The sequence below is a fragment of the Labrys okinawensis genome (genome assembly GCF_047345005.1).
Classification (GTDB): domain Bacteria; phylum Pseudomonadota; class Alphaproteobacteria; order Rhizobiales; family Labraceae; genus Labrys; species Labrys okinawensis.
The window spans coordinates 6,436,719-6,459,791 of the sequence record NZ_CP178864.1; the positions used below are offsets into that span (position 1 = coordinate 6,436,719).

Sequence of the window (23,073 nt, forward strand, 5' to 3'; positions counted from 1 at the left end):
CAGCAGAGAGTGATATGTCGCCGCAAGCCACGCACGACACTAAAGCGGATCATGATTTCCGCATGATGGTTCAGATCGACATGGAAATGGCGGCGTTCCACTCCAACTGGATGCATTGTGATTATATTGCAACCTATCTGGCGCGCACCATAAGCCACAATCGTCCAGATTCCGTGTTGTTCGCCAACGTGTTTTCGTCCGCGCTGAACGAGTTGCTGGAAATAACGTTCAGAGGCCGCCACGCCGGCGGCACGTTCGCCTGCAGGATCTCGCGCCAGGACAGCATCGACAGGGTTGAGCTCACCTTCACCTCCACGAAGGACGAGCAGCGCTTCTTTGAGCATGCCGTTGCCCGCATCCGGGGTGGTGACGCCGAAGCCGACTACATGAGTTCCTTGTCCGGTGACCCCGGCCCCAGCCGCGACATACTGCTGGTCGAGCTCGCCGTCAGCTATAACGCGGCAGTCACCATCCAAGCGCATGACAATGACACCATCACGCTCATCGTCGACCTCCCACTCGGGGGCCTGACACATTGACCGCGGTAACCTTTGCCAACAAAGCGCGATTCAAGGCGCAGTTCGACCCGAACAATCAGGAGTTTTCGCTTTCCGGCACGTTGCGCCCGCAGTCCGTCGACGAGATCGCGCCAAGCCTAGCGCTGTTCAGGGACTCGATCGATCGGGTAAGCGGTGTTCTCTACGTCAATGTCCGGCGCCTCGGGCAGATGAACAACACCGCCTTCCATGCCTTCGCGCGGGTGATGCTGGACGCCAGCCGCGTCAGGCCGGATCTGCGGTTCATCGTCGTGACGTCCAGCGTTGTCGGCTGGACGACGGAAAAATTCGGCCGGCTGAGCCTGATCGAGCCGGCCATCAAGGTCGAGGAGTACGACGCCAACTTCTACCCTTTTCAGAGCATTCTAGAAGAGAGCCGTTTCTTCCCGGTTCTGCGCACCCAGACCAAGATGACATGGCGCCATGAGCGCAACATCCTGCCGCGGCACGGGCTGAAAGAGAACATGGCGGTCGCGGATATCTGCTGCGGCATCGGCGATTTCGCGGCCCTCGTATACAAGGACTTCAAGCCCTCGCGTCTCGTCGCGCTCGACCATTCCAGGCCGAGCTTGGCGTACGCGCGCCAGGTGGCCGCCGATTTTGATCTCCACGGCATTGAATATGTCTATGGCGATGCCGCGGAACTGCTGCTGGAAGACAATCAGTTCGACTTCGTTACCTGCCGGCACGCCCTGCAGGTTTTCCCCAGGCCCCAAATGATCCTCAAGGAGCTCTTCCGGATCTGCAAGCCGGGCGGCCGAGTCTACCTCACCAATGAGAAGGTCTCGCATTGCGTCGGCGAACCGCGCGGCGAGTCGATCAAATGGACCTATGAACAGGCAGCCAAGGTTTGGGCGCACTTCGATATGGACATCGAGTGTGGGCCGAAGAGCCGACGTTACATGGTCGATTGCGGCTTCGAAAATATCAAGATGGAGACCTTCATGGTCAGCAATCTCGATGGGGATCCGCAGGATTTCGCCGATATCGTGCAAGCCTGGGAAAACGCTTTCGTCGGTCAGATGTCTACCCACCGCGGCGACACTCAGGAGTTCATGGACCGCTTCCGTCGTGGCTTCCAGGATCACATCTTCGCCGCGCTGCACCCTAGAGGCTATGCAGGCTGGCCAATCTGGGTGGCGTCCGGGACCAAGCCGCAATGACTAACGGCGCTGCCTCCCCGCCATGGTACCGGCGCTTTTCTCCCAGGAGCTTCCGGGGCAAATTCATTCTCGTGGTCGGCGCGGCGGTGCTCTTCGACTTGCTGCTCGGCGGCGGCATTGCTCTTTGGAACGTGCAACGCCTATCGCGTGACGCGGCGCAACAAGTGGGCAACGGCCTGACCAAGGCCAGCCGAGAATATCTGCAAACCTACATCGACGCGACGGCGCTGCGGGCCAACCTTCTGTTCGAGCGCGTGCATTCTGAAGTCGGCGTGCTCGCCGGCTCGATGCAGGCGATGATCGATCATCCCGATACCGCTAAGGCGATCGGAGACGCCATCGCCAAGGACCGCACCCTGTCGACGCCCCTGGTCTACAACACAGTCGGCGATTGGGTGCAGAACCTCCCGGGTGCCCCGGGCACGACCAGCGTCTGGAGTTACCTGCTCGACTCCAAACATCAGCCGACACCGGCCGTCCAGGATCATGTGCGCGAAAGCGCGCTGTTCGACATTCTTGGTCCGACGCTGATGCAGACCGGATCCAAGAAACTCCAGGTCTATTATGTTGGCCCGAAAGCCCTCCCCCTGATGCGCGCCACACCGGCGTCCGAGCTCGCCCAGACCTTCGACAAGCTCTACCCCGGTCATAACAAGGCGAATTTCTGGGATTTCTTTTTTCCCGGCATCTACGAAGACTGGCAGACCTGGCTGGACAAGCCGTCGAGCCGGCCGCTCGATGACGTGACAACCATCACGGCACCCTATATCGACGCCAATTCCGGCAAGCAGATCGTCTCGTTCTTTCGCCCGCTCTGGACGGCGGACCGAAAATCGGTTGCCGGCATGGCCGCGGCCGACGTCACCCTCGACCAGCTGACCGACCTGGTGCAGAGCGTGAAAGTCGCCGAAACCGGCTTCGGCTTCCTTGTCATGTCCAATGGTAATGTCGTTGCCGTGAATTCAGCCGGCGAGAAGACGCTCGGCGTGGTCACCGCCAGCGACGCCGCGGGACAGGGCGTCACGGGCCTGGACCGCTCTTTGAAGAAGAGCGACCAGCCGGCGATCGTCGCCTTGAGCATGCCCACGGACAACAAGCCGGATATCCAGCACATCCTCCTTAAGCAGAATGGCGAGGATGTCCCGTACATCGCCGTACTCAAACAGCTCGCGCCCACTAATTTGTGGAACAACGGGCCGATCGTGAAGGAGACGATGACACTCGGATTCCTGGTACCCGAACGCGAGATCTATGCCTCGCTGATCGCGGCGCAGTCCGACATCTCGAACGCGACCAACCGGATCCTCAAATATCAGATCCTGACGGTGCTGGTCAGTTTGTTCGTGGTGTTCGTCGCGATCTTCGGCATTTCGAAGCGGATCACGGCGGGCCTCAGCGCCCTGGCTACAGCAGCACGCCAGCTGCAGTCCAAGGACTACTCGGTCCGCGTTGACATCCCCACCAAGGATGAGGTCGGCGAGGTCGGCGTTGCCTTCAACCGCATGGCGGAGGAAATCAGCTACCACACCGAGAACCTCGAGCAGCTCGTAGAGGATCGCACCCGCGACCTGGAGGACGCCAACTCGGAGATTTCGTTGCTTAACGAGAAGCTCCGCAGTGAGAATGTTCGCATGGGTGCCGAGCTCGACGTAGCCCGGCAGATCCAGATGATGGTGCTGCCGAAGGACCGCGAGTTGTCGAAGATCTCGGGGGTCGAGATTGCAGCCTATATGCGGCCGGCCGACGAGGTGGGCGGCGACTATTACGATGTGCTGCGCCAGGGGCAAAAATTCAAGGTCGGAATCGGCGACGTCACCGGCCACGGCCTGGAAAGCGGGGTCCTGATGCTGATGGTGCAGTCGGTTGCGCGGGCCCTGCAGGAAACGGGCGAGGGCGACCCGCTGCAGTTCCTTGACCGGCTCAATCGGGCAATCTTCAAGAACCTCGAGCGAACCAATTCAGACAAGCATCTATCTCTCGCCTTCCTCGACTATGAAGACGACAAGCTGACGCTTTCGGGCCAGCACGAGGAAGTTGTCGTCCTACGCGCCGGCGGCGGGGTCGAACGCATCGATACGATCGACCTGGGATTGCCGATCGGACTCGAAAAGGACATTCTGCCTTTCGTTGCGACTGTCAACATACCCTTTGCAAGCGGCGACGTAGTGGTGCTGCATACCGATGGCGTGACCGAGGCAGAGGGCGCGAAAGGCGAGCTGTTCGGCCTTGATCGTCTTGTAGAGAGCGCGCGTCAGCATTACGGCTCGAGCGCAGAGGTAATAAAGGACAGGATCGTCGCAGACCTGATGACGCATATCGGCGGCAACAAGATTCACGACGACATCACGCTCCTTGTCATGAGGCATAGGTAACGTTATGACCACACTTTACGGACCGGCAGAGATCGTAATCGGCATGAACGAAAGTGTCAGCCGCGTCAGGCTGTTCGATGGCCCCCTCGACCTGCGATGGCATCATTGTGCAACGACGTCGGACTTCATTGCCGACCTGTTCGCACTGCCGTTTCATGCCTCTCGCAACAACTACCGCGAGGTGCGACACAATATTGGCTACGTCGTCAACGAATTGATCGAGAACTCGGTCAAATTCCGCGAGCCGGGCGAGATCAGGGTTGAGGCGGCGATGGACGTCGACTGCTTCAAGGTCAAGGTTTCCAACGTAGTCAGCACCGAAGCGGCCGTGTCGTTCCAAGCCCTGCTCGCACAGATCACCGTCGGCGATCCCGGCGACCTGCTCATCGAGCGCATCGAGGCCAACGCAGCCGATCCCGAGGCCTCAGGTTCGGGCCTTGGACTGCTGACGCTGATGAGCGACTATGGCGCCCGCCTGGCTTGGATCTTCAGTCCCGTCGACGATGGTAAGTGCGTCTCTGTCGAAACCTTCGCCGCTATTCCCCTCATCCAGTCGCAGCAGTGAGAGCATGAATCCGAATTTTGAAATCAAGTCGGACGAATACCGTGTCTGGGCCGAAGGCAGCATCATCCACTTCGAAGGCACGATGCGGCTATCGGGAGCGGATGCCTATGCACCGATCATGGCCCTGCTGACCGAGATCGTGTCGACAGCGCCGGATAAGATCACGCTCGATCTGACCGATCTCGAGTTCCTCAACTCCTCGGGTATCAATCTGCTGGCAAAATTCACCATTGAAGTGCGTAAACACCCCAACGTTGTGCTTGTCGTGCGAGGAAGTTCCGAGATCCCGTGGCAAAATAAGTCGCTGCCCAACCTCAAGAAGCTTCATCAGGCGATCTCCCTGGAAATCGATTGATAACTAGAACCGGCTCTTGCTGAGTCTTTCCGTCGGGGACTGTACCGGCGCCCTATGCGAGGTAGGTTCTTGCTCGAAATCGCTGGCATCTGCACCTATTGTAGTGATTGGGCCATTGCTGAAAAAACGCTTTCAGTAACAGAGCTTTAGTGACTTTCAGTGTTCGCCGCCGTTGCGATCGCCCGGTATCGGGCGTCCTAAGCTGCCGGCGGGGAACGCCGGAGAATGTCGCAGCCCGACAGCGCTCGGGCGATCATCACTTGCTCGCCAGCGGCGCGAAGAAGAAGTCGGATCGGCAGATTGTAAAGGCGCCTAAGCCTCACGGCGATGACTGGTGTCCTCGTGTCCGGCTGCACGACGTGCCTTTCTGATCCCTTGAGCGATTTTCTCTTGCCAGCTTGTTTTGCTTCCCGTTCTAGTTCCGCTTAGCCCAACCTAACCAAATCCAAAAGGGCGCAAGCGGGATATTTCCCGCGGGGAGGATCAATGACCGAGCGCCTAAAGCGCAGGGTTGCCAGAGACCCATGGCAAATTCGCGGGAATGTTCTTCGCTCCGTGGCGATATGGGCCGCTGGTCCTATGGTGGCTGGCGCCTTGTTAGGACGTTATTTAAAGCAAGTCGGGGATGATTATCCCCTTGCAGAGTGGACGCTGGAACCTGCCGCGACAAGCATCAGGTCCAATCCGGCTATCTCAGGGGAGGCGCAATCCTATGATCGATGATTTCCGGCGCGATGTCGCGCTCTTCCTTGCGGACGCGGCGAGCACCAAGCGCACCGTCACTTACAGTGAGCTGGAGCGTCGTTTTGGTGGCATTGGGCGTGGCCGCGGCAAAAGCCTCGACATCATCGCGGAGCGCCTGCACTTTTATGGCCATCCTTTGTTGCCCGTACTCGTGGTATCCGCCGAGACGAAACTCCCCTCCGTAGACGCGGAGATCTACCAGCAGTTCGGGCTTACAAACGACAAAGCGATCATTGTCGAGCAAGAGCGCTGCTTCATGCATAATTGGAACGCAGTATTTTTGTTACCCCCTGAGGAACCAAGGGAATTGGTGGGCTGAGAATGGCTCCGGAAGATGTCCGCGTCTGAGGTCTTTGGCAGTTCGAACGACTGGGGCGTTTCGCTTTCAGATCGAACCACAGTGAATCAAAAAATGCTTTTGATATCAGTTAGCCAATTCCGGGATTCGCTCCCACTTCACCGTACACGATAGTGCTGGCTGAGGACGGCGCGATGTGCTGATCATGGGTGTTGCTCAATCGCGTACGGTGAACCTGACGCATCTGGCTTGCCATCTATCTGAAAGTAAGACGCTCCAGCCGCCAGCAAAATCTTCAATGGTCCTGACACCGATGCTGAAGCAGAAGGTCGCTCCTGCGATCAAGTCCGTTTTTGCAGGTCGGCGCTTGACAATAGACCGTCTTAATTCGGCCCCGCAGACGTCGGCAGCGTGCCTGGCTGCGGGTTGGATGCCTTACGGCCGGGCACCGCTTCGGATCCATGAGGCAACAAACAGGCAGAGGGCGATGGTCGCGCCGAACTCGGCGCAGAAAAATATGAGCACGTCGGCCCTGATGCCGAGCGGCGGCGTGCCGGGCAAGGCAGCCCGGAGGGCAGGCACCGCAAAGATGATCGCTCCGAGAGCGCCCGCAAAGGTGACCTCGACGCGCCTGACGCCGGCGAAGACGAGGCCCCCGATCAGCAGACCGCAGATGGCGATCACGGCCATGGCGACGTAGACGGCAATCCCGAAGATCGACACGGCTCCCGATCGCCGGATATCGAGCCGAAGACCGACGGCTTCCTTGCCCACCGCGGGCTCGGCCCGGCCTCGGACGCGAAAGCCCAGCAAGCCTTCCCAAAGCGTCACGTGGATAGGCAGCGCCGTCTCCTTCCCATCCGCGCCCGTTTCGCTGACAGCCAAGGTCATGCTCGCCCGGTACTCGTCCAACGGATAGTCGCGCACGTCTCCATCGTTGAGATCGAAGTCGAACACCACTTCGGGAAGGGGCTGGCCCACGGTGATGGCGACGTGCTCGACCTGATTGCCGCGCTGGATGACGAGTGAGCGGTTGCGGTCGCCTATGGCGGCAGGCGCACCCGCGACGGCTTCCGGTACCATGCTGATCCGCATCTGCAGCGAGGAATTGACCGGGTCGACGCGGAGTGGATGAAGATAGATCGTCACGATGCCGTCGCCGAGCGCTTTGCCGAGGTGCGCCTCGACGGGCCGATCCGATGGGCCGAACAATATGAGCATGAGCCCATAGGCGAGGGCACATAGACCAACGAGCACGACCAGGAGTGCAATCCGACGCCGTGTGGATCGCGCCGGGTGCGACGGGGTCGACGGGCCCGGGGCGTCCGTCTTGGGCTGACCGAGGGTGTCATTCATCGATATGCCCTCTCGAACCGCTACCGTCCGATGACTTCCACGGCGATGGGGGTTCTCTGATCGGTGCGGATCCAGCAGGCTTGATCAACCGTCATGCCGCACGTGCCGCCCTGCGCTGTCGCCGGGCGCACCCACTGCTCCAGCGCTATCGACACGAGCGCAACCGCGATCACGGACAGCACGCACTTTGTGAAGTTATCCACCATCGACGCCTCCCTCCAATGGCACGAAGCTTATTCTGGACGGTCCTGCTCAGCAATGACGGGATGGCGCAACGCGCGGAGGAATACCGCCTGCTCCACGGGTTCAAGCGCGCATGGATGCCCATCGCGGCGGCGCGATGCTCAGCTATTGCTTCGCCACTCGGTATCGATCGTCAGGGGCGACGGTCGTCCGCTCGCCGCTGAAACGATCTCATGTGATCCAGACGACCGCCGACTTCGTAAGATGTGGGATGCTGGATTTCCGAGACAGTCGCAATGGGCGCGATCGTTTATCTCATCGACGATGATCACTCATTCCGAACGGCGCTTTGTCGGCTTCTGCGCGGCGCTGATTTCCTGGTCGAGGCTTATCCCTCCGCCAGCGAGTTCTTGAAGGAGAAACGACCTCGAGACGTCGCTGGCTGCGTCGTGCTCGACGTTGATATGCCGGGCATGAACGGACTCGCACTGCAGGAGCAACTTGCGGGAAACCGCTCGACCCTGCCAATCATCTTTTTGACGGCGAATGGCGACAAGGCCGCAAGAGCGCTGGCCATCGGGTCAGGGGCCGCCGACTTCCTTACCAAGCCCGTGTCGAAAGACATTCTTGTCGCTGCAATCAAACGTGCGATGGAGACGCCGCGTTATGCTGGCTAGGTCAGTACCGTTCAACGGAACAATCATGTGATTGATTCGAAGGCGACGATCGCTCAGCGATTGAAGCGCGAGCCCCCCGCTTAGCCACGTGGCATGCCGTACCTAGAGCAGAATGCATTCAGGTCGGAGCGGATTTCGAAACTAACTTATTGGTATCGAGAGTATCTCGCGATTCATGGCAATTCGATCTGAAAGCAAAACGCTCTAAGTCGCAAAGTAGCCACTTGAGAGTTCCAACGCGCGGTTTTCCTTCAATATGGTCCTTGCTGGTTGACTTTCGTTCGACTGCGTTCTGACATATTCGGTAAACACGCTGTCAAGTTCTGAATCGTGAATCTCGATCTTGGCGTGTGATGCATGAATCATTTCATGGATCAGCACATTATTGTCTTTTGGCGTTGTCGAAGTAGTCAGATTAGAATTCAGGATTACGAATGTCTTGAAAACTACACCCCCGACGGTTACGCCTCGAAAGGTTTGCCCGGGTGGAGCGTTGATCCCCCTGTGACATGCCATTACTCTCAAAACACCAGGCGAGCCGGAATGCTTGTTCTCACATGCCTGCCTCGCGAGCGCTACATCTTCTTCCAACACGATGGAGTCGACGAAATCGATTACGTCGGGGCTGGTAGCTGACGAGAAGTCGACCGCGATCTGCATCCCGAAGTTCTTCAATCGGGCGTTCGCGAAATCGACCTGGGGCTGGAAATTGAAGCCACCCTCCCTTTCGGTCTTCTTGGACATCGAGCAGTAAATATGGAGGGTCTTGTTAAATTGCTTTGGTTTTGCGCCACTGCCGACACTGGACGGCGTTGACAAGCTAACTTCGCTGGCAAAGAAACGCGTGTCCGAGGGGGGCGGAGAGACAAGGTTGCCCGGTGGACAGCACGAGCATATATCCAAGCGTCGGCTTGCCTTCTCCCAGACCGCCATTTCCTTATCAAGCGCAGCGATTGTCATTTTCCCGACAATGTTGTCGGCCGTGCGCTGATAACTGTAGTTAATAATGCCTCGCTTGCTCTTGAAGCTCAGGACCGCTGCTGCAGTGGAGGAGCCATAAGTTTGAGAGCGTATCTCGCCGTCATCTATTCGAAGCCAATCAAGCGCCAACAGTGCCATCTGCACTTTCGCGACGGCCCGGCCCTGCGTGCCAACGGTCAGATGGGCGGTGTCGTCGACGAGGCAAGCTTGCAAGCGGGGGTCGTCGCGGAAGAGACTGCTGATCAACACGTTAACCCCCAGAGAGTCCCGCCCACGTTGGCGCCACTATCTCCCATGTGATTGCCAATGAATAGAGCGCCAATAGAATGAGGCGCGCATGGTCCCGGACAAGCTCTTACGATGATCGTAACGGGGGGTGCGCCTCATCAAACTGCACTCTGAGGCGAAGCCTGAGTAACCTGAATTAACGTGTGCTTTCGTATGCGGCAAAGTCGCTCTCAACGACTTGCATGGCCACGATGCCGAAGATCCGCTTTCTGACCGCTAGAGCAAAATGCGTCCAGGTGGGAGCGGATTTCGAAATTAACTTACTGGTATCAAAAGCGTTTTGCGATTCGACCTGAAAGTGAAACGCTCTTGTCAATGTCCGCCCTTGAGGCGAAGCTGACTGCGCCACACGGCTTCCCAACGTCCCGTTCAGAGATTTGCCGACTGTTCTTCCGAGCCAGGCGCCCGGGCGGCAAGCCTCCAGCGTCACAACGGCTCTACGGCCCTTATGCAAGCTGGGCGGCCGCGTCGCACGGCGCGATTATCGGGCCCGCTGCGCTCCAGCTCCAGAGCTGCAGCGCGTCGCGGCACCCGTCGATCGGCTTCGATCGCCAGCGAGGAAGTTGTCGTCCATGATTCAGTTCCAGAAATTCCCGATCTACATCCTGTATTCCTTGCACCGGCAGCAGGCCGTCGATCCCCTGTGGCGCCAATATTTTTCGGAAATGAAAACGGCGCAGAAAAATGCGCAGGACCAGCTTCAGAAGCACCATCTGGAGGCGATGAAGAGATTCCAGCAGATCGCGCAGGAGAAGGACGATCTGATCAGTGCCGTCATGCAATGGCAGCTCATGGAGGACCTGGATCCGAAGTACCGGAAAGAGATCCACGAGTACGAATCGACCGTCGAACATATTTTAAGAATAATTTCCCGCACCAGCATCGGAAACAAGCTGTTGGGCATGCTGAAGCCGGATCAGAAAATATTTATCATTCCTGCCACATGGAACGAACCGACGGCGCAGACCCTGCTGAAGACGGAAGCGGAGGGAGGCGGTATCCGGATATACTTCAACCCCGCGGCCTTCCGGCACATTTTCGTCTCGGGGCGCCCGCCCGCCGATGAAACGGAGGATACCCTGTTTCACGAACTGGTCCATGCCATGCGATTGTCGCAGAATAGAAAAAGCGAGAGAGCGCTGTTGAACGCCGATTTCAACAAAAGCCTGGAAGAATTTGTCGCGACGCAGTTCGAAAACATCTTTCACGCGGCCCGCCGCAGATCGGATGTTTACAGCACTTATCTCGGCGGATACCGGAACAAGGAAGACATGTACAAATATCTCATAGAGGACGCGGAACTCGTGATGGCCCTGAAATTCATTCTGCAATACGAGCCCCTGGCGGCCGCCGCCGCCGTCCTGCAGCAGCCCGAATACAATCCCTTTCGGGATCTAAAGGAAATCGAGCAAAAATCGCTCAGGCACTTCAAGCTTGATAAGTTTATGGATTTTTGAAAAGCCGAGTTGGAGGATATTTTCAGGAGGCAGCAGCGGATCGCCGAAGATCCCTGTCGAGCTCGCCGGGTCCTCCGTCATCTGCAGGCCACGTTGCCGACCTGGCTGGGCTCGAGCCGCTTCGCCAAGATGGAGAAGTGCGTCGCGTGAGGCCGAAAAAGCAAGGCCAGGGTCGCCGGTGGCAACGACCCTGGCCTTTGGCGCGGCCGATGAACGCCGCGCCGGACTCCGGCAGGGAGCCTATGGTGGCCCCCTGCGGTCACACTTTCAGTAGGAACCCGAGGATTTCATCACGGCCGGAACGGTCTTGGCGATGATCGAGAGGTCACGCCAGAAGCTCCATTCCCGGACATAGCGCACATCGAGCGCCACGCGGTCGTGATAGGAGGTGTCGTTGCGGCCGCTGACCTGCCACAAGCCAGTCAGGCCGGGGCGGACGCGCTTGTAGTCCTCGATATGCAGGCCGTAGCGGGCCATCTCGTCCCGTACGATCGGCCGCGGGCCGACCAGGCTCATGTCGCCGAGGATGATGTTGATGAGCTGGGGCAGCTCGTCAACGCTCGACTTGCGCAGGAACTGGCCAATCGGCGTGATGCGCGGATCGTTCTTGAGCTTGTGCGTCTCTTCCCACTCCTGCCGGGCGGCTTCGTTGTCCCTCAGATGCGAGCGCAGGACCAGGTCGGCGTTGACGACCATGCTGCGGAACTTGAGGCAGGGAAAGCTCTTGCCGCCCAGGCCCACGCGGTTATGCCGGATGAAGAGAGGGCGGCCCTGGAGGACAAGCAAAGCGCCCGCCATGGCCGCGATCAAAGGCAGCAGAAAGATCAGGGCAGCCGAGGAGACCGCGACGTCGAACCCCCGCTTGCTGATCTGCGCGACTTTGCGCGAAAGGATCTTCTTGATCTCGACATGGCCGGAACCTGCGTCCCGGGTACCAGCAATACCGGCGTCAGAATTCACGCCAACAGTTTCAGTTGCCACCTTCGTATCCTCTACGGAGAGTTGTTTTTCGACCTTACTCGGACAAATTTTACAGCGGGCTGGTAATATAAATATCGACTATGATCTTTATACTATCTACGCGACCCGAACCCACCCAACAGTTCATATATGCTACGTACAACAACGTCTGAACTGTAGGCTTTGGCGATGTGACTTAGTTTTGTCTTTCGCCGATTGTGAGCAGTGTAATACACGAGCGGGTTGGACGGGTCGTTAGCATCTCGTCCTAAGTCTTAACTGATGGTACAAAAAACGAGCAAAAAACGCGGCGGAAGGACAAAAACTAGGCATTTGCCGGGTTCGACTGCGATTCCGCAGGCGCAAAGCGGCATTTGCCCACCGGCGCGGATGATCGACGCTCCAGCGAGGGAGAACCTGTCATCCCTGCAAGGCTAGGGATCTTCGATATGAGGGCAGGTTAAGGCAGGCGGCGGACACCGGCGTGACGCGGCAGGGGCATGACCGGCCGGCATGGCGCGCGACCTCATTCCGGCCGGAGCGTATCCTCACAAGCTCTGCTTGCGAGTGGGAGCGACGGAATCCATGAACACAACCTTGGAAGGACAGTGTTCTTGGATTCCGGGTCTCCCTACGGTCGCCCGGAATGACGTCGCGCCCTACCTGAAAGCAGGACGCCTCAGATCGCCTGCGCCCTTGCCAGGCAGCGCTCCTGGTCACGTGCCCTGGCCAGGTCGCCGAATCGTGCGGCGGCCTCGTGCAGCAGTGCGGCGGCAAGCCCGTTGTTGCCCTGGGCGCGCCGCAGAACCCCGCGCGCCTCCCACACGGCGGCGACCCAGGGACCGCCCTGCCACATGCCGGCGATGCGCTCCGCCTCGTCGATGCGCCGGCCCGCCTGCTCGATTTCGCCCGCTTCCGCAAGGGCGATCGCAGAGGCGACCCGGAAACCCATGGAGCAAGGCTGGCAGGTGCTCTCTTCCGCGATGAGGCGGTCGCCATGCCGGATCGCCTCGGCCACCTGGTCGATATCGGTGGCCGCTTCCACCGCCAGCGCCGTGTAGCGGATGAGCAGATGCGGCGTGAGCCAGGTCTGCTCGGCGATGTTCAGCCCCTTCTGCAGCAGGCGGCCTGCCTTCCATCGCTGGCCGCGGGCCAGCGCCACCTCCGCCAGGCGATGCAGCGCAAGAGCACGGCCGACCAGGGCGCCGGCCTCGGCGTGAAGCTCGTCCGCCCGGGTCAGAAGCTCTTCCGCCTCGTCGAGACGGCCCGAGAACAGCGCGGCCTTGCCGAGGATCAGGGTCGCCAGCGCCTGGCCGTGGACCGAGCCGACATCCTCTGCGATCGTCAGCAGCTCGCGCGAAAGATTGGCCATGTCCGCGTGGCCGCGAGCGTTGCACAGGCAGAATTCGGCCAGGCACAGATGGCCGTCGAAGACACTGCCGGCGGCTGGAAGCGGCTGGCGAACCCATTTCACGAATTCGGAGCGGAAGAGATCCTGCCATTGCCCCTGCATGTGGGCGACCAGCCCGACTAGGGCGCTGGCTTCGCCGATCTCGCGGCCGAGTTCGCCCGCCAGCGCCAGGGAGCGCGCCTCCTGGGCCTTGCGCTCGGCCTCCTGGAAATCGCCGCTGTGGAGATGGATGATGCCCCAGGCCATCAGCCCGCGCACATGCTCGTCGATGCTCTTGGGCGCGGCGTCGCCGGGGGTAACGGCCTTCTCGTAAAGCGCCACGGTGGCGCGATCCGGACCGAGGCCCATGTCGATGCGCAGCCTCTCGCGAAGGGCCTGGAACAGGCGGATCGCCTCGCCGCGATTGCCCGCGTCGAGCGCCGCCTGCATCAAGGCGCGTGCCGCTTCCTGGTCGATCGGATCGACCTTGAGCACCTCCTGCCAGAGCCCGGCGGCCTTGAGCACCTGGACATGAAGCGCCTGCAGCCTCTCGCGCGGTTCCTGGGTCCACTCCGCATAGCGATCGTCCGGCAGGAGTTCCCCGCCATAGTCAGGCGCGAGCGCGGCGCACGCAGCCGCATCCTTGTTCTTCAGCGCCGCCGTCGCGGCTGCCTCATAGCGTTCGAGATCGATCGTCAGCTTCGCTTCCGGCGCGAGCGACAGCACCTCCCCGTTCAACCCGATCACTTCGTTCGCCTGCAGCGTCTGCCGCGCAAAATGCACGGCCTTGCGCAGGTTGGCGGCGGCCGCTTCCGGGGCAAGGTCGGGCCAGAGCGCCTCCATCACCTGCTCGCGGTGAAGGCGATGCCGGGGGGCGAGTGCCAGCAGCTTGACCAGCGTGACACTGCGGGAGCGCCGCCAATCCGTCTCGGTGGTGGTCCGCCCGTCGACGGTGACGCGGAAACGGCCGAGAAGCTGAACGTCAACGTCCATGGAATCACTCCAAGATCATCATTGCCAGGATTATAATTGGGGGCCGTCTCACGGCTTGTCTTTGCGGGGAACGGCCTGGGAACATTGCTGTGCTAAGGTCGCATCGTCATCACACAACAGGAGACGGAAAATGTCACTCCGTATTGGCGATCTTGCACCGAACTTCCAGGCAGAAACGACCCATGGTTCCATCGACTTCCATGCCTGGCTTGGCGATGCCTGGGGAATTCTGTTCTCGCATCCCAAGGATTTCACTCCGGTCTGCACCACGGAACTGGGGTACATGGCGAAGCTGAAGCCCGAGTTCGACATGCGCAACGTCAAGGTTATCGGCCTGAGCGTCGATCCCGTGGCCAAGCATTCGGTCTGGGCAAAGGATATCGAGGACACGCAGGGAATGGCGCCGAACTATCCGATGATCGGTGATACCACGCTCGAGATCTCCAAGCTCTACGACATGCTGCCGGCAGGTGCGGGCGATACCGCGGAAGGGCGGACGGCGGCGGACAACCAGACGGTACGCAATGTCTATGTCATCGGCCCGGACAAGAAGGTGAAACTTGTGATCGTCTACCCGATGACCACCGGCCGCAACTTCGACGAGATCCTCCGCGTCATCGATTCCATGCAGCTGACCGCCCGCCACAAGGTGGCGACGCCGGTCAACTGGAAGCACGGCGACGATGTCATCATCACCACGGCGGTGAGCGACGAGGATGCCGAGCGCTTGTTCCCCAATTTCACGCGCGTGAAGCCCTACCTGCGTACGACTGCACAGCCAAAGTGAGGTGAAGGCACTCCCGGAACCGGACCTGGACTTCGCGGGATCACCAAAATGGGCGCCGATTTTGTCATGCCCGGGCTTGACCCGGGCATGCAGCCGCCGCCCCTGATGGATCTGTGGTGCCCTGGATTGCCGGGACAAGCCCGGTAATGACAAAAGAGCCGGGGTTCCCGCGATTTTTCGTCCCGCTCTCAGCCGAGCCGACGTCGCAAGTCTCGATGACATGCATGAAGTATTCGATCGGGAATACCGAAAGAACCAAAACCAGAAGGACAGGTCCGATGATCTTCCGCCAGCTCTTCGACAGTGTTTCGGGCACCTACAGCTATCTCATCGCCAGCCGGCCGGGCGCCGAGGCCCTGATCATCGATCCTGTCCTCGAAAAGGTGGATCGCTATGTCAAGCTGCTGCAGGAACTCGATCTCCGGCTGGTCAAGGCGGTGGATACGCATCTGCATGCCGACCATGTCACCGGCCTCGGCGCCCTGCGTGACCGCACGCGCTGCATCACCGTGATGGGCGAGCAAAGCAAGGCGGATGTGGTCTCGATGCGCCTGTCGGACGGGGACCGGCTCGAGATCGAAGGCATCGGCCTCGAGGTGATCTATACGCCGGGCCACACCGACGACAGCTATTCCTTCGCCATGGCGGACAGGGTGTTCACCGGCGACACGCTGCTGATTCGCGGCACCGGCCGCACCGATTTCCAGAACGGCGACCCGCGCCAGCAATATGAGAGCATCTTCGGGCGGCTGCTGCGCCTGCCGGACACCATGCTCGTCTACCCCGCCCACGATTACAAGGGCGACACGGTGAGCACGATCGGCGAGGAGAGGCGTAACAATCCGCGCCTGCAGGTCAAGGACGCCGACGCCTATGTCGAACTCATGAACAACCTGAACCTGCCCAATCCGAAGATGATGGATGTGGCGGTGCCGGCCAACATGCATATCGGCTTTCACCAGGAGGCCGTCGCGGCCCGGGGCTGGGCGCTCACGCCCGAGCAGGGCATGGCATTGCTCGGCAGGCAGGAAGCCGTTCTCATCGATCTAAGGGAACAGCGCGAACGCGAGCGCCACGGCCGCATTCCAGGCGCCGTCCACTGTCCCTATCCGACGCTTGCCGCCGAACTCACCGGCGCCGGCCTGCTGCATGAACTCGCCCGCAACCGCCGGCTGGTGTTCTTCTGCGCCTATGGCGAGCGCTCCGCCATGGCGGTGCAGGCCGCCCAGGACGCGGGCGTCACCGCGGCGCTGCATATCCAGGGCGGCATCGCGGCATGGAAAAATGCGGACGGGCCGGTGGAGGGCTGAGGCGAGGCCCCCTCTCGACATGATGAGCAATGGGCTGGCCCCTGGCGGGCCTGTTGCTGCTACAACCTTTCAGCGCTGCCGACGGAACGCCATGCGGCACGAGTGCATTCTATGTTCGTGTGGAACCGGAACGGAATCGACTTCGAAAGTGAAAGGACAAGCCATGGCCATCGCCAAGAACACGATCTGCGTATGGTACGACAAGGATGCCGAGGCGGCTGCCCGCTTCTACGCCGCGACTTTCCCCGACAGTCATGTAAGTGCCGTCCACCGTGCTCCCGGCGACTACCCGTCCGGCAAGGAGGGCGATGTGCTGACGGTCGAATTCACTGTCGCCGGCATCCCCTGCCTGGGCCTCAATGGCGGGCCCATGTTCAAGCATAACGAAGCCTTCTCCTTCCAGATCGCCACCGACGATCAGCAGGAAACCGACCGCTACTGGAACGCCATCGTCGGCAATGGCGGCCAGGAAAGCGCGTGCGGTTGGTGCAAGGACAAATGGGGAGTCTCCTGGCAAATCACGCCACGCGTGTTGAGCGAGGCGATAGCCGTCGGCGGCGCCGAAGCAAAACGCGCGTTCGAGGCGATGATGGATATGAAGAAAATCGACGTCGCCGCGATCGAGGCGGCCAGACGTGGCTGAGGACGCCAGGGTGTTTTGCGATCTGACGGAATCGGCAAGAATCGCAAAGACGCGTTAAAACAAGGAGCTAGAGCAATGGGCGTTTGCGTGTAAACGCGCTTTGCTCCAGGTCAATTCGATGCCCAACCGTGCCAGGATCCTGGTCGTCCTGACCAACCATTCCGCCTATCCGAGCCGGCCCGACAGGACAGGGTTGTGGCTGGCTGAGCTGACCCATTTCCTCGATATCGTGGACGTGGCCGGCTACGATAGCGATTTCGTCAGCCCGCACGGTGGGCCGGTGCCACTGGATGAACGCAGCCTCGGCTGGCTTTACCTGAACAACGCGATGCGTGAGCACCTAGGAGATCCAGCCTTCATCGCCAGCCTGAGGAACACCAAAGCCGCTGCGCAGGTCGATCCGGCGGACTATGCCGCCATCTACTATGCGGGCGGCCACGGCACGATGTGGGACTTCTGCGACAGCGCTTCTCTCACCAAGCTCGGCGAGCGCATCTATCGACAGGGCGGCGTGGTGTCGGCCGTCTGTCATGGTGTTGCCGGTCTGCTCGATCTGAAGGACGAGGACGGTCGGCCGCTGGTCGCAGGCCGGAAAGTCACGGGATTTTCCAACAGCGAGGAATGGCTTTCGGGGCTGAAGAGCCAGGTGCCGTTTCTTCTCGAAGACGAGCTGATCGCCCGTGGCGCCCACTATAGCAAGGCCTGGCTGCCGTTCACGTCCTTTGTCGTGGTCGATGGGCGGATTGCGACAGGCCAAAACCCGGGCTCGAGCAAGGCGATCGCGAAAGCAGTGGTCGCGCTTCTCGCGGAACGGCCGCTCGTCAAGGAAGGCCCTCCTGAATCCTGACGACGATCCGCGACTTGGCGAACAGTCAGCCACTTTCTCTCCCTCTCCGCTCCATCTTGCGCTATCAAGCCGCGCAAACCCCGCCTTCGGAGATTCCCGCCTTGATCGCTGCCGCCCCAATCACCCGCGCCCTGCTCTCCGTTTCCGACAAGACTGGTGTCGTCGATTTCGCCAAGGCGCTGGCCGGCCGCGGGGTGGAGCTGATCTCCACCGGGGGCACCTACAAGGCACTGGTGGAAGGGGGCCTCAAGGTGAAGGAGGTCTCCGAGCTCACCGGCTTTCCCGAGATGATGGACGGGCGCGTGAAGACGCTGCATCCCAAGGTGCATGGCGGCCTGCTCGCCATCCGCAGCCATGCAGAACATCGCGCCGCCATGGCGGCGCACGATATTGCCCCGATCGATCTTCTCGTCGTCAATCTCTATCCCTTCGAGGCGACGCTGGCGCGCGGCGGCTCCTTCGAGGACTTGATCGAAAACATCGATATCGGCGGCCCCGCCATGATCCGCGCCGCCGCCAAGAACCACGACGATGTCACCGTGATCGTCGACGTCGCCGATTACGACGAGGTGCTGGCCGAGATGGCGGAGAACGAGGGCGCGACCACCCTCGCCTTCCGCCGCCGCCTCGCCGCCAAGGCCTATGCACGCACCGGTGCCTATGACGCGGCGATCTCCAACTGGTTCGCCGGCACGCTGGAGATCGAGGCGCCTGCCTTTCGCGCCATCGGCGGCACGCTGGCCGAGGCCCTGCGCTACGGCGAGAACCCGCATCAGAGTGCGGCCTTCTATGTCACGCCCGAGAAGCGCTTCGGCGTCGCCACCGCCACCCAGCTGCAGGGCAAGGCGCTCTCCTACAACAATCTCAACGACACCGACGCCGCCTTCGAATGCGTGGCCGAGTTTGATCCTGCCAAGTCGGCGGCGGTGGTGATCGTCAAGCATGCCAATCCCTGCGGCGTTGCCGAGGCGCCGACGCTGGCGCAGGCCTATGAGAAGGCGCTCGCCTGCGACCCCGTCTCGGCCTTCGGCGGCATCATCGCCGTCAACCGGGAACTTGACGCCGACACGGCGAAAAAGATCGTCGAGATCTTCACGGAGGTGATCGTGGCTCCGGCAGCGAGCAAGGAGGCAATCGCCATCATCTCGGCCAAGAAGAACCTGCGCCTGCTCGTCACTGGCGGCCTGCCGGACCCGCGTGCCGAGGGACTGACTGCCAAGACGCTGGCCGGCGGCCTTCTCGTGCAGGGCCGGGACAATGCCGTGGTCGACGACATGGCGCTGAAGGTGGTGACCAAGCGCGCCCCGAGCGAGCAGGAAATGGCGGACATGCGCTTTGCCTTTCGCGTCGCCAAGCATGTGAAGTCGAACGCCATCGTCTATGCGAAGGACGGCGCGACGGTAGGCGTCGGCGCCGGCCAGATGAGCCGCGTCGACTCGGCGCGCATCGCCGCCGCCAAGGCTACCGACGCGGCGAAGGCCGCCGGGCTGGCGGAGACACTGACCAAGGGCTCGGTGGTCGCCTCCGACGCCTTCTTCCCCTTCGCCGACGGGCTGGAGGCCGCGGTAGCCGCCGGCGCCACGGCGGTGATCCAGCCGGGCGGCTCGCAGCGCGACGCCGAAGTCATCGCGGCGGCGGACGCCGCGGGGCTGGCGATGGTGTTCACGGGGATCCGGCACTTCCGGCATTGACACTCTGGGATCGCAGGCATCCCTGCCTGCCCCTGGAAACGCGGCGCATGCCGGAAGGGACAAGCAGGCAGCGATGCCTGCGATCCCAGGAAGCTTCCCTCACGCCAGTATCTGCAAACCGTGCTTCTGGATAAGCGAGAGAAGCTTCAACGCCATGCCGCTCGGCCGCTTGGCGCCGGTTTCCCATTTCTCCACCGTGCTCTCGCTGGTGTTGAGATAGCGCGCGAACACGGGCTGGCTGACATGATTGCGCTCACGCAGGGCCTTGATTTCGAGAGGATCGAATAGTGTCGGTTCAACAAGGCTAAGTTCATCGAAATGCCGCATGGTGGCTTTGGTAACAGTGCCCGCGCGATACATTCCGCTGACGGCGCTATGGATCGCCTCGAAAGCCTCGCTCTTATGCTTTGTCTTGGCCATGACAAATCTCCACCAATTCCCGGATTGCCAATTCCTTGGCGATCGCCTCCACAGTCTTGCGAGCATAGAGCGCAGCAAGCTCGCGAAAGGCAGCCAATTCGTCATCCTCAATATTGGCTCGATCCTTCTTGGCAAAGAGATAGGCGTAGACCCAATATTGGCCGCCCTTCGCCAGGACGATGCCACGATGCATGTTCTTGTTCAGGCGCTTCTTGAAAACGCCACCGCCGAGATCATCGCCCTGTCCAAGTAGAACTTGCCGAATGGCCTCGCACAGTTCTTCATCGTGGATCCGGGCCTTCTTCGCCGCTCTGGCAAACCATGCCGTCTTGAAAACCCGGGGAATGTCCGCACCTGAGTAGAACGAGTGAAATGTAGCACCAAGTGCTGGATATTCAAGTTTCCTGACTTGATCCTTGGTGATCGAGTGTCGACCGACAGGAGCCCACGGTCTCGGCTACCGCGTCTTGGTGCATATCTCGACCAACGCGCCGTTGTTATCCCTGACATAGGCCACCACCTGGCCCCATGGCTTCCGCACCGGCCGGGTCACAGATGCGGCGCCGTGGAGGACGGCCTTGCGGTAGGCGATCTCGACATCGTCGACCACGAAGGCGATCTCGACGCCGGCGGGTGGGGTGTCGGGGCGGTTGCGCTGGATGGGGCCAAGCATGGTCTCGACGAATTTCTCGTCGGCAAAGCCGAGCGCAGTCTCGCCGGTAACGAGCTCGGCAAATTCGCCATCGGCAATGAAGCGCGTCTCCAGCCCGAAGGCCGCCTTGTAGAATGCGCATGTGGCGCCGACATCGGGGACATAGTGGATGACATAGCCGAGCTTCATGAGATTCTGTTCCCTGTTTGTTCATATAACAAGTAAAGCAGGCGGGGCGGTTTGTCGAGCCCTTCCTGGGATCGCAGGCATCCTGCCTGCTCTTGGAACCGAAGCGCTTTCCGGCAAAGGAACAGCAGGCAAGGATGCCTGCGATCCCAGGTTTTCGGCCTACCCGTGCGGGTTTTCCACCCGCGGCCAGATCTCGCGCGAAAGCTTCTTGTAGTCCGTCACGCGCGGATCGGAGGGATAGGGCGCACCGGCGTCGATATAGATGATCTCGGCCGCAATCGGGGCAAAGCCAGCGTGGAAGTGGTTGGTGGATTTCACCAGCAGGATGTCCTTGTCCCCGTAATCCACGCCGAGATTGGTGAAGATGTCGGGCTCGAAGGTCTGGGTGCGGTTGGTGTTGAGGATCACGTCGATCTCGGTCCCCTCGATGCGCACCACGGCGGCCGGGCCGAGGGTGACCCGGCTCTTGCCGAAGCTCTGCCAGCCCTCGGTCACCGCGCGGCGCACTTCCACCATGGCGTCGATGGGCTGGCCCTCGGAAGCAGGGCCGGCCTTGCCGCCGAAGCGCAGCATCAGCCTGGCGCCCTCCCCTGCCGCGAGGCAGAAGGTTACGGCAATCGGGTCCCAGATGGTGGCAAGGCCGATACGGTCAAGACCACGCTCCAGCATGCGGGAGAGGATCAGCGTGCCGTCACCGGCGACACCGCCGCCCGGATTGTCCCAGACGTCCGCGATCACCACCGGCTTGCCGGGCTTTTCCGCCACGAGGGCCAGCGCCTGGTCGAGGCCTTTGTCGATGCCGACCATCGGCATGGCCGTCCTGCCGCGCAGGCCGAAGATTTCCATGCCGAGCTCCCGGGCAAGCGCATCGCCCTTGGCTTTGTCATTGTCGGTGACCACCATCATCTGCGTGCCCAGCTCCGGCACGTCGGCGGCCATGAAGCCGTGGATCAGGGAGATGGAGAGGATACCGTCCCTGCCCTGCATCGCCTTGATGCGGTCGACGAAGGAGCGCATCGGCTCGCGGCTGGTTGGGAAGACGCCGATCATGCGGCAGTCGAAGGTGGAGATCACCGGCTTGATCTCGCCCCGCAGGGTACGCAGAGCGAGGTCGACGACATGCTCGCCACGCTCGTAGAAATCCGTGTGCGGAAATTCGAGGAAGGCGGCCAGGATGTCGGCATTGGCGACGCGCTTCCTGGTCAGGTGGCTATGCGGGTCGAGTTCGCTGGCCACAAGCACCTCGGGGCCGACGATGGCGCGGACATGTTCGAGCAGGTCGCCCTCGCAATCGTCATAGCCCTGCGCGACCATGGCGCCATGCAGGCCGAGGACGACGGCATCGACTGGCAGCGCGGCACGAAGCTGGGCCAGTATCTCGTCGCGCAAGCCCTCATAGGTCTCGCGCTGCAGCAGGCCGCCGGGCTCGGCCCAGGTTCCCGTGCCCTCGATCAAGGTGAAGCCTTCTTCCTTCGCGCGCTTGCGCAGCACCACCATGGGCGATGAGCAGAGCGTGGGCGTCTCCGGATGCTGTCCGGGGCCGGCATAGAAGGCCATTTCGAAACTCGCCCGATCGGTGGGAACGGGGGAGAAAGTGTTGGTCTCGGTGGCGAAGGAGGCGGTGAAGATGCGCATTGGGGACCTGGGAGCGCGGACGTCCCTACGACACTCAAGTGAGTGTCGGACGATCCGCTCTTGGAAACGACACATTCTACGACAGAGGAAGAGCGGACGGGACGTCCGCGCTCCCGGCTTAAGGCTTATACGCCACCGCCTCGATCTCGACCTTGATGTCGATCATCAGCCGGGCCTCCAGCGTGGTGCGGGCGGGCGGGTTCGTCGGGAAATAGCTGCCGTAGACCTGGTTGAAGGCACCGAAATCCCGGGCGTCCGACAGGATCACCGTGGTCTTCACCACATCCTCGAGCCCGGCGCCTGCCAGCGCCAGGGCCTTGGCGAGATTGTCCATCACCGCGCGCGTCTGCTCCTCGATGCCGCCCTGCACCACGGAGCCGTCCGGCAAGGTCGGCACCTGGCCGGAGATATAGATGCTGTCGCCCGCCCGCACGGCGGGGGAAAGAGGCACGCGGGCAGAGCCGAAATATTGCTTGGTCATAATACCTTCCTGGGAGCGCGGACATCCTGTCCGCTCTTCCCTTATCGTAAGGCGATTCGTTTCCAAGGGCGGACAAGAT

The 23,073-nt window shown here is 61.0% G+C and carries 23 protein-coding genes; 13 read left to right on the forward strand and 10 right to left on the reverse strand.

From position 1 onward, the window contains the following. The first annotated feature begins 14 nt into the window (after window positions 1-14). From ACMDCR_RS29910 to ACMDCR_RS29935, 6 genes are all read left to right on the forward strand, one after another. A complete protein-coding gene (locus tag ACMDCR_RS29910; protein WP_413990098.1) occupies window positions 15-539 on the forward strand; it encodes a ubiquinone biosynthesis methyltransferase UbiE in 525 nt (174 codons plus the stop codon). Continuing rightward, complete coding sequence (locus tag ACMDCR_RS29915) at window positions 536-1,720, forward strand: methyltransferase domain-containing protein (RefSeq protein ID WP_413990099.1); 1,185 nt, start codon at window positions 536-538, stop codon at window positions 1,718-1,720. Before ACMDCR_RS29910 ends, ACMDCR_RS29915 begins: the two co-directional genes overlap by 4 nt. Next, a complete protein-coding gene (locus ACMDCR_RS29920; protein ID WP_413990100.1) occupies window positions 1,717-4,092 on the forward strand; it encodes a SpoIIE family protein phosphatase in 2,376 nt (791 codons plus the stop codon). The genes ACMDCR_RS29915 and ACMDCR_RS29920 overlap by 4 nt, the downstream gene beginning before the upstream one ends. Window positions 4,093-4,096: 4 nt before the next feature. After that, window positions 4,097-4,657, forward strand: a complete 561-nt coding sequence (locus ACMDCR_RS29925) for a slr1658 superfamily regulator (protein WP_413990101.1) — start codon at window positions 4,097-4,099, stop codon at window positions 4,655-4,657. 4 nt (window positions 4,658-4,661) lie between these two features. Beyond that, the gene (locus tag ACMDCR_RS29930; RefSeq protein WP_413990102.1) at window positions 4,662-5,012 is read left to right on the forward strand and encodes a slr1659 superfamily regulator; all 351 of its coding nucleotides are present in this window, start codon (window positions 4,662-4,664) and stop codon (window positions 5,010-5,012) included. 712 nt (window positions 5,013-5,724) lie between these two features. Continuing rightward, window positions 5,725-6,075, forward strand: a complete 351-nt coding sequence (locus tag ACMDCR_RS29935; RefSeq protein ID WP_413990103.1) for a hypothetical protein — start codon at window positions 5,725-5,727, stop codon at window positions 6,073-6,075. A 414-nt stretch (window positions 6,076-6,489) separates the two neighbouring features. Here ACMDCR_RS29935 and ACMDCR_RS29940 read toward each other — a convergent pair whose 3' ends face one another. Together ACMDCR_RS29940 and ACMDCR_RS29945 are read right to left on the reverse strand one after the other, a co-directional pair. Next, window positions 6,490-7,410, reverse strand: a complete 921-nt coding sequence (locus ACMDCR_RS29940) for a DUF4436 family protein (RefSeq protein ID WP_413990104.1) — start codon at window positions 7,408-7,410, stop codon at window positions 6,490-6,492. A gap of 20 nt (window positions 7,411-7,430) precedes the next feature. Next, window positions 7,431-7,616 carry a hypothetical protein gene (locus tag ACMDCR_RS29945; protein ID WP_413990105.1) on the reverse strand — a complete coding sequence of 62 codons (186 nt, stop codon included), beginning with the start codon at window positions 7,614-7,616 and terminating at the stop codon, window positions 7,431-7,433. Window positions 7,617-7,889: 273 nt separating this feature from the next. Between ACMDCR_RS29945 and ACMDCR_RS29950 the strand changes: the two genes are divergently transcribed. Next, window positions 7,890-8,270 (forward strand): response regulator transcription factor, encoded by a 381-nt coding sequence (locus ACMDCR_RS29950; protein ID WP_413990106.1) that lies wholly within the window; start codon window positions 7,890-7,892, stop codon window positions 8,268-8,270. 204 nt (window positions 8,271-8,474) lie between these two features. Here the strand turns inward: ACMDCR_RS29950 and ACMDCR_RS29955 are convergent, their stop codons facing one another. Next, on the reverse strand, window positions 8,475-9,500 hold the full coding sequence (locus tag ACMDCR_RS29955; protein WP_413990107.1) for a peptidoglycan-binding domain-containing protein: 1,026 nt from the start codon (window positions 9,498-9,500) through the stop codon (window positions 8,475-8,477). A 611-nt stretch (window positions 9,501-10,111) separates the two neighbouring features. Here ACMDCR_RS29955 and ACMDCR_RS29960 point away from each other — a divergent pair. Further along, a complete protein-coding gene (locus ACMDCR_RS29960) occupies window positions 10,112-10,996 on the forward strand; it encodes a hypothetical protein (RefSeq protein WP_413990108.1) in 885 nt (294 codons plus the stop codon). A gap of 267 nt (window positions 10,997-11,263) precedes the next feature. Here the strand turns inward: ACMDCR_RS29960 and ACMDCR_RS29965 are convergent, their stop codons facing one another. Together ACMDCR_RS29965 and ACMDCR_RS29970 are read right to left on the reverse strand one after the other, a co-directional pair. After that, window positions 11,264-11,977 (reverse strand): sugar transferase, encoded by a 714-nt coding sequence (locus tag ACMDCR_RS29965; RefSeq protein WP_413990109.1) that lies wholly within the window; start codon window positions 11,975-11,977, stop codon window positions 11,264-11,266. A gap of 658 nt (window positions 11,978-12,635) precedes the next feature. Beyond that, window positions 12,636-14,339 (reverse strand): BTAD domain-containing putative transcriptional regulator, encoded by a 1,704-nt coding sequence (locus ACMDCR_RS29970; protein WP_413990110.1) that lies wholly within the window; start codon window positions 14,337-14,339, stop codon window positions 12,636-12,638. 130 nt (window positions 14,340-14,469) lie between these two features. Between ACMDCR_RS29970 and ACMDCR_RS29975 the strand changes: the two genes are divergently transcribed. The 5 genes from ACMDCR_RS29975 to purH all read left to right on the forward strand — a co-directional run bounded on the left by ACMDCR_RS29975 (window position 14,470) and on the right by purH (window position 19,617). After that, the gene (locus ACMDCR_RS29975; protein ID WP_413990111.1) at window positions 14,470-15,126 is read left to right on the forward strand and encodes a peroxiredoxin; all 657 of its coding nucleotides are present in this window, start codon (window positions 14,470-14,472) and stop codon (window positions 15,124-15,126) included. Between the two features lie 278 nt (window positions 15,127-15,404). Then, window positions 15,405-16,436 (forward strand): MBL fold metallo-hydrolase, encoded by a 1,032-nt coding sequence (locus tag ACMDCR_RS29980; protein WP_413990112.1) that lies wholly within the window; start codon window positions 15,405-15,407, stop codon window positions 16,434-16,436. Window positions 16,437-16,605: 169 nt separating this feature from the next. After that, window positions 16,606-17,079 carry a VOC family protein gene (locus ACMDCR_RS29985; protein ID WP_413993764.1) on the forward strand — a complete coding sequence of 158 codons (474 nt, stop codon included), beginning with the start codon at window positions 16,606-16,608 and terminating at the stop codon, window positions 17,077-17,079. A gap of 118 nt (window positions 17,080-17,197) precedes the next feature. Further along, window positions 17,198-17,926: a type 1 glutamine amidotransferase domain-containing protein gene (locus ACMDCR_RS29990; protein WP_413990113.1), complete on the forward strand. Its 729-nt coding sequence runs from the start codon at window positions 17,198-17,200 to the stop codon at window positions 17,924-17,926. Between the two features lie 101 nt (window positions 17,927-18,027). Next, window positions 18,028-19,617 carry a bifunctional phosphoribosylaminoimidazolecarboxamide formyltransferase/IMP cyclohydrolase gene (gene purH / locus ACMDCR_RS29995; RefSeq protein ID WP_413990114.1) on the forward strand — a complete coding sequence of 530 codons (1,590 nt, stop codon included), beginning with the start codon at window positions 18,028-18,030 and terminating at the stop codon, window positions 19,615-19,617. Between the two features lie 99 nt (window positions 19,618-19,716). Here the strand turns inward: purH and ACMDCR_RS30000 are convergent, their stop codons facing one another. From ACMDCR_RS30000 to ACMDCR_RS30020, 5 genes are all read right to left on the reverse strand, one after another. Further along, on the reverse strand, window positions 19,717-20,037 hold the full coding sequence (locus ACMDCR_RS30000) for a helix-turn-helix domain-containing protein (RefSeq protein WP_413990115.1): 321 nt from the start codon (window positions 20,035-20,037) through the stop codon (window positions 19,717-19,719). Beyond that, a complete protein-coding gene (locus tag ACMDCR_RS30005; protein WP_413993765.1) occupies window positions 20,018-20,383 on the reverse strand; it encodes a type II toxin-antitoxin system RelE/ParE family toxin in 366 nt (121 codons plus the stop codon). Before ACMDCR_RS30005 ends, ACMDCR_RS30000 begins: the two co-directional genes overlap by 20 nt. Window positions 20,384-20,494: 111 nt before the next feature. Continuing rightward, a complete protein-coding gene (locus ACMDCR_RS30010; RefSeq protein ID WP_413990116.1) occupies window positions 20,495-20,878 on the reverse strand; it encodes a VOC family protein in 384 nt (127 codons plus the stop codon). 159 nt (window positions 20,879-21,037) lie between these two features. Further along, the gene (locus tag ACMDCR_RS30015; RefSeq protein ID WP_413990117.1) at window positions 21,038-22,513 is read right to left on the reverse strand and encodes a M81 family metallopeptidase; all 1,476 of its coding nucleotides are present in this window, start codon (window positions 22,511-22,513) and stop codon (window positions 21,038-21,040) included. Window positions 22,514-22,631: 118 nt separating this feature from the next. Continuing rightward, window positions 22,632-22,997 carry a RidA family protein gene (locus tag ACMDCR_RS30020; protein WP_413993766.1) on the reverse strand — a complete coding sequence of 122 codons (366 nt, stop codon included), beginning with the start codon at window positions 22,995-22,997 and terminating at the stop codon, window positions 22,632-22,634. Between the last annotated feature and the right edge of the window lie 76 nt (window positions 22,998-23,073).

Coding starts and splice junctions, on each gene's coding strand:
- ACMDCR_RS29990 (WP_413990113.1), top strand. CDS start 17,198: ATGCCCAACCGTGCCAGGATCCTGGTCGTCCTGACCAACCATTCCGCC.
- ACMDCR_RS29970 (WP_413990110.1), bottom strand. CDS start 14,339: ATGGACGTTGACGTTCAGCTTCTCGGCCGTTTCCGCGTCACCGTCGAC.
- ACMDCR_RS29935 (WP_413990103.1), top strand. CDS start 5,725: ATGATCGATGATTTCCGGCGCGATGTCGCGCTCTTCCTTGCGGACGCG.
- ACMDCR_RS29950 (WP_413990106.1), top strand. CDS start 7,890: ATGGGCGCGATCGTTTATCTCATCGACGATGATCACTCATTCCGAACG.
- ACMDCR_RS30000 (WP_413990115.1), bottom strand. CDS start 20,037: ATGGCCAAGACAAAGCATAAGAGCGAGGCTTTCGAGGCGATCCATAGC.
- ACMDCR_RS29910 (WP_413990098.1), top strand. CDS start 15: ATGTCGCCGCAAGCCACGCACGACACTAAAGCGGATCATGATTTCCGC.
- ACMDCR_RS29920 (WP_413990100.1), top strand. CDS start 1,717: ATGACTAACGGCGCTGCCTCCCCGCCATGGTACCGGCGCTTTTCTCCC.
- ACMDCR_RS30015 (WP_413990117.1), bottom strand. CDS start 22,513: ATGCGCATCTTCACCGCCTCCTTCGCCACCGAGACCAACACTTTCTCC.
- ACMDCR_RS29940 (WP_413990104.1), bottom strand. CDS start 7,410: ATGAATGACACCCTCGGTCAGCCCAAGACGGACGCCCCGGGCCCGTCG.
- ACMDCR_RS29930 (WP_413990102.1), top strand. CDS start 4,662: ATGAATCCGAATTTTGAAATCAAGTCGGACGAATACCGTGTCTGGGCC.
- ACMDCR_RS30010 (WP_413990116.1), bottom strand. CDS start 20,878: ATGAAGCTCGGCTATGTCATCCACTATGTCCCCGATGTCGGCGCCACA.
- ACMDCR_RS29975 (WP_413990111.1), top strand. CDS start 14,470: ATGTCACTCCGTATTGGCGATCTTGCACCGAACTTCCAGGCAGAAACG.
- ACMDCR_RS29925 (WP_413990101.1), top strand. CDS start 4,097: ATGACCACACTTTACGGACCGGCAGAGATCGTAATCGGCATGAACGAA.
- ACMDCR_RS29980 (WP_413990112.1), top strand. CDS start 15,405: ATGATCTTCCGCCAGCTCTTCGACAGTGTTTCGGGCACCTACAGCTAT.
- ACMDCR_RS29945 (WP_413990105.1), bottom strand. CDS start 7,616: ATGGTGGATAACTTCACAAAGTGCGTGCTGTCCGTGATCGCGGTTGCG.
- ACMDCR_RS29960 (WP_413990108.1), top strand. CDS start 10,112: ATGATTCAGTTCCAGAAATTCCCGATCTACATCCTGTATTCCTTGCAC.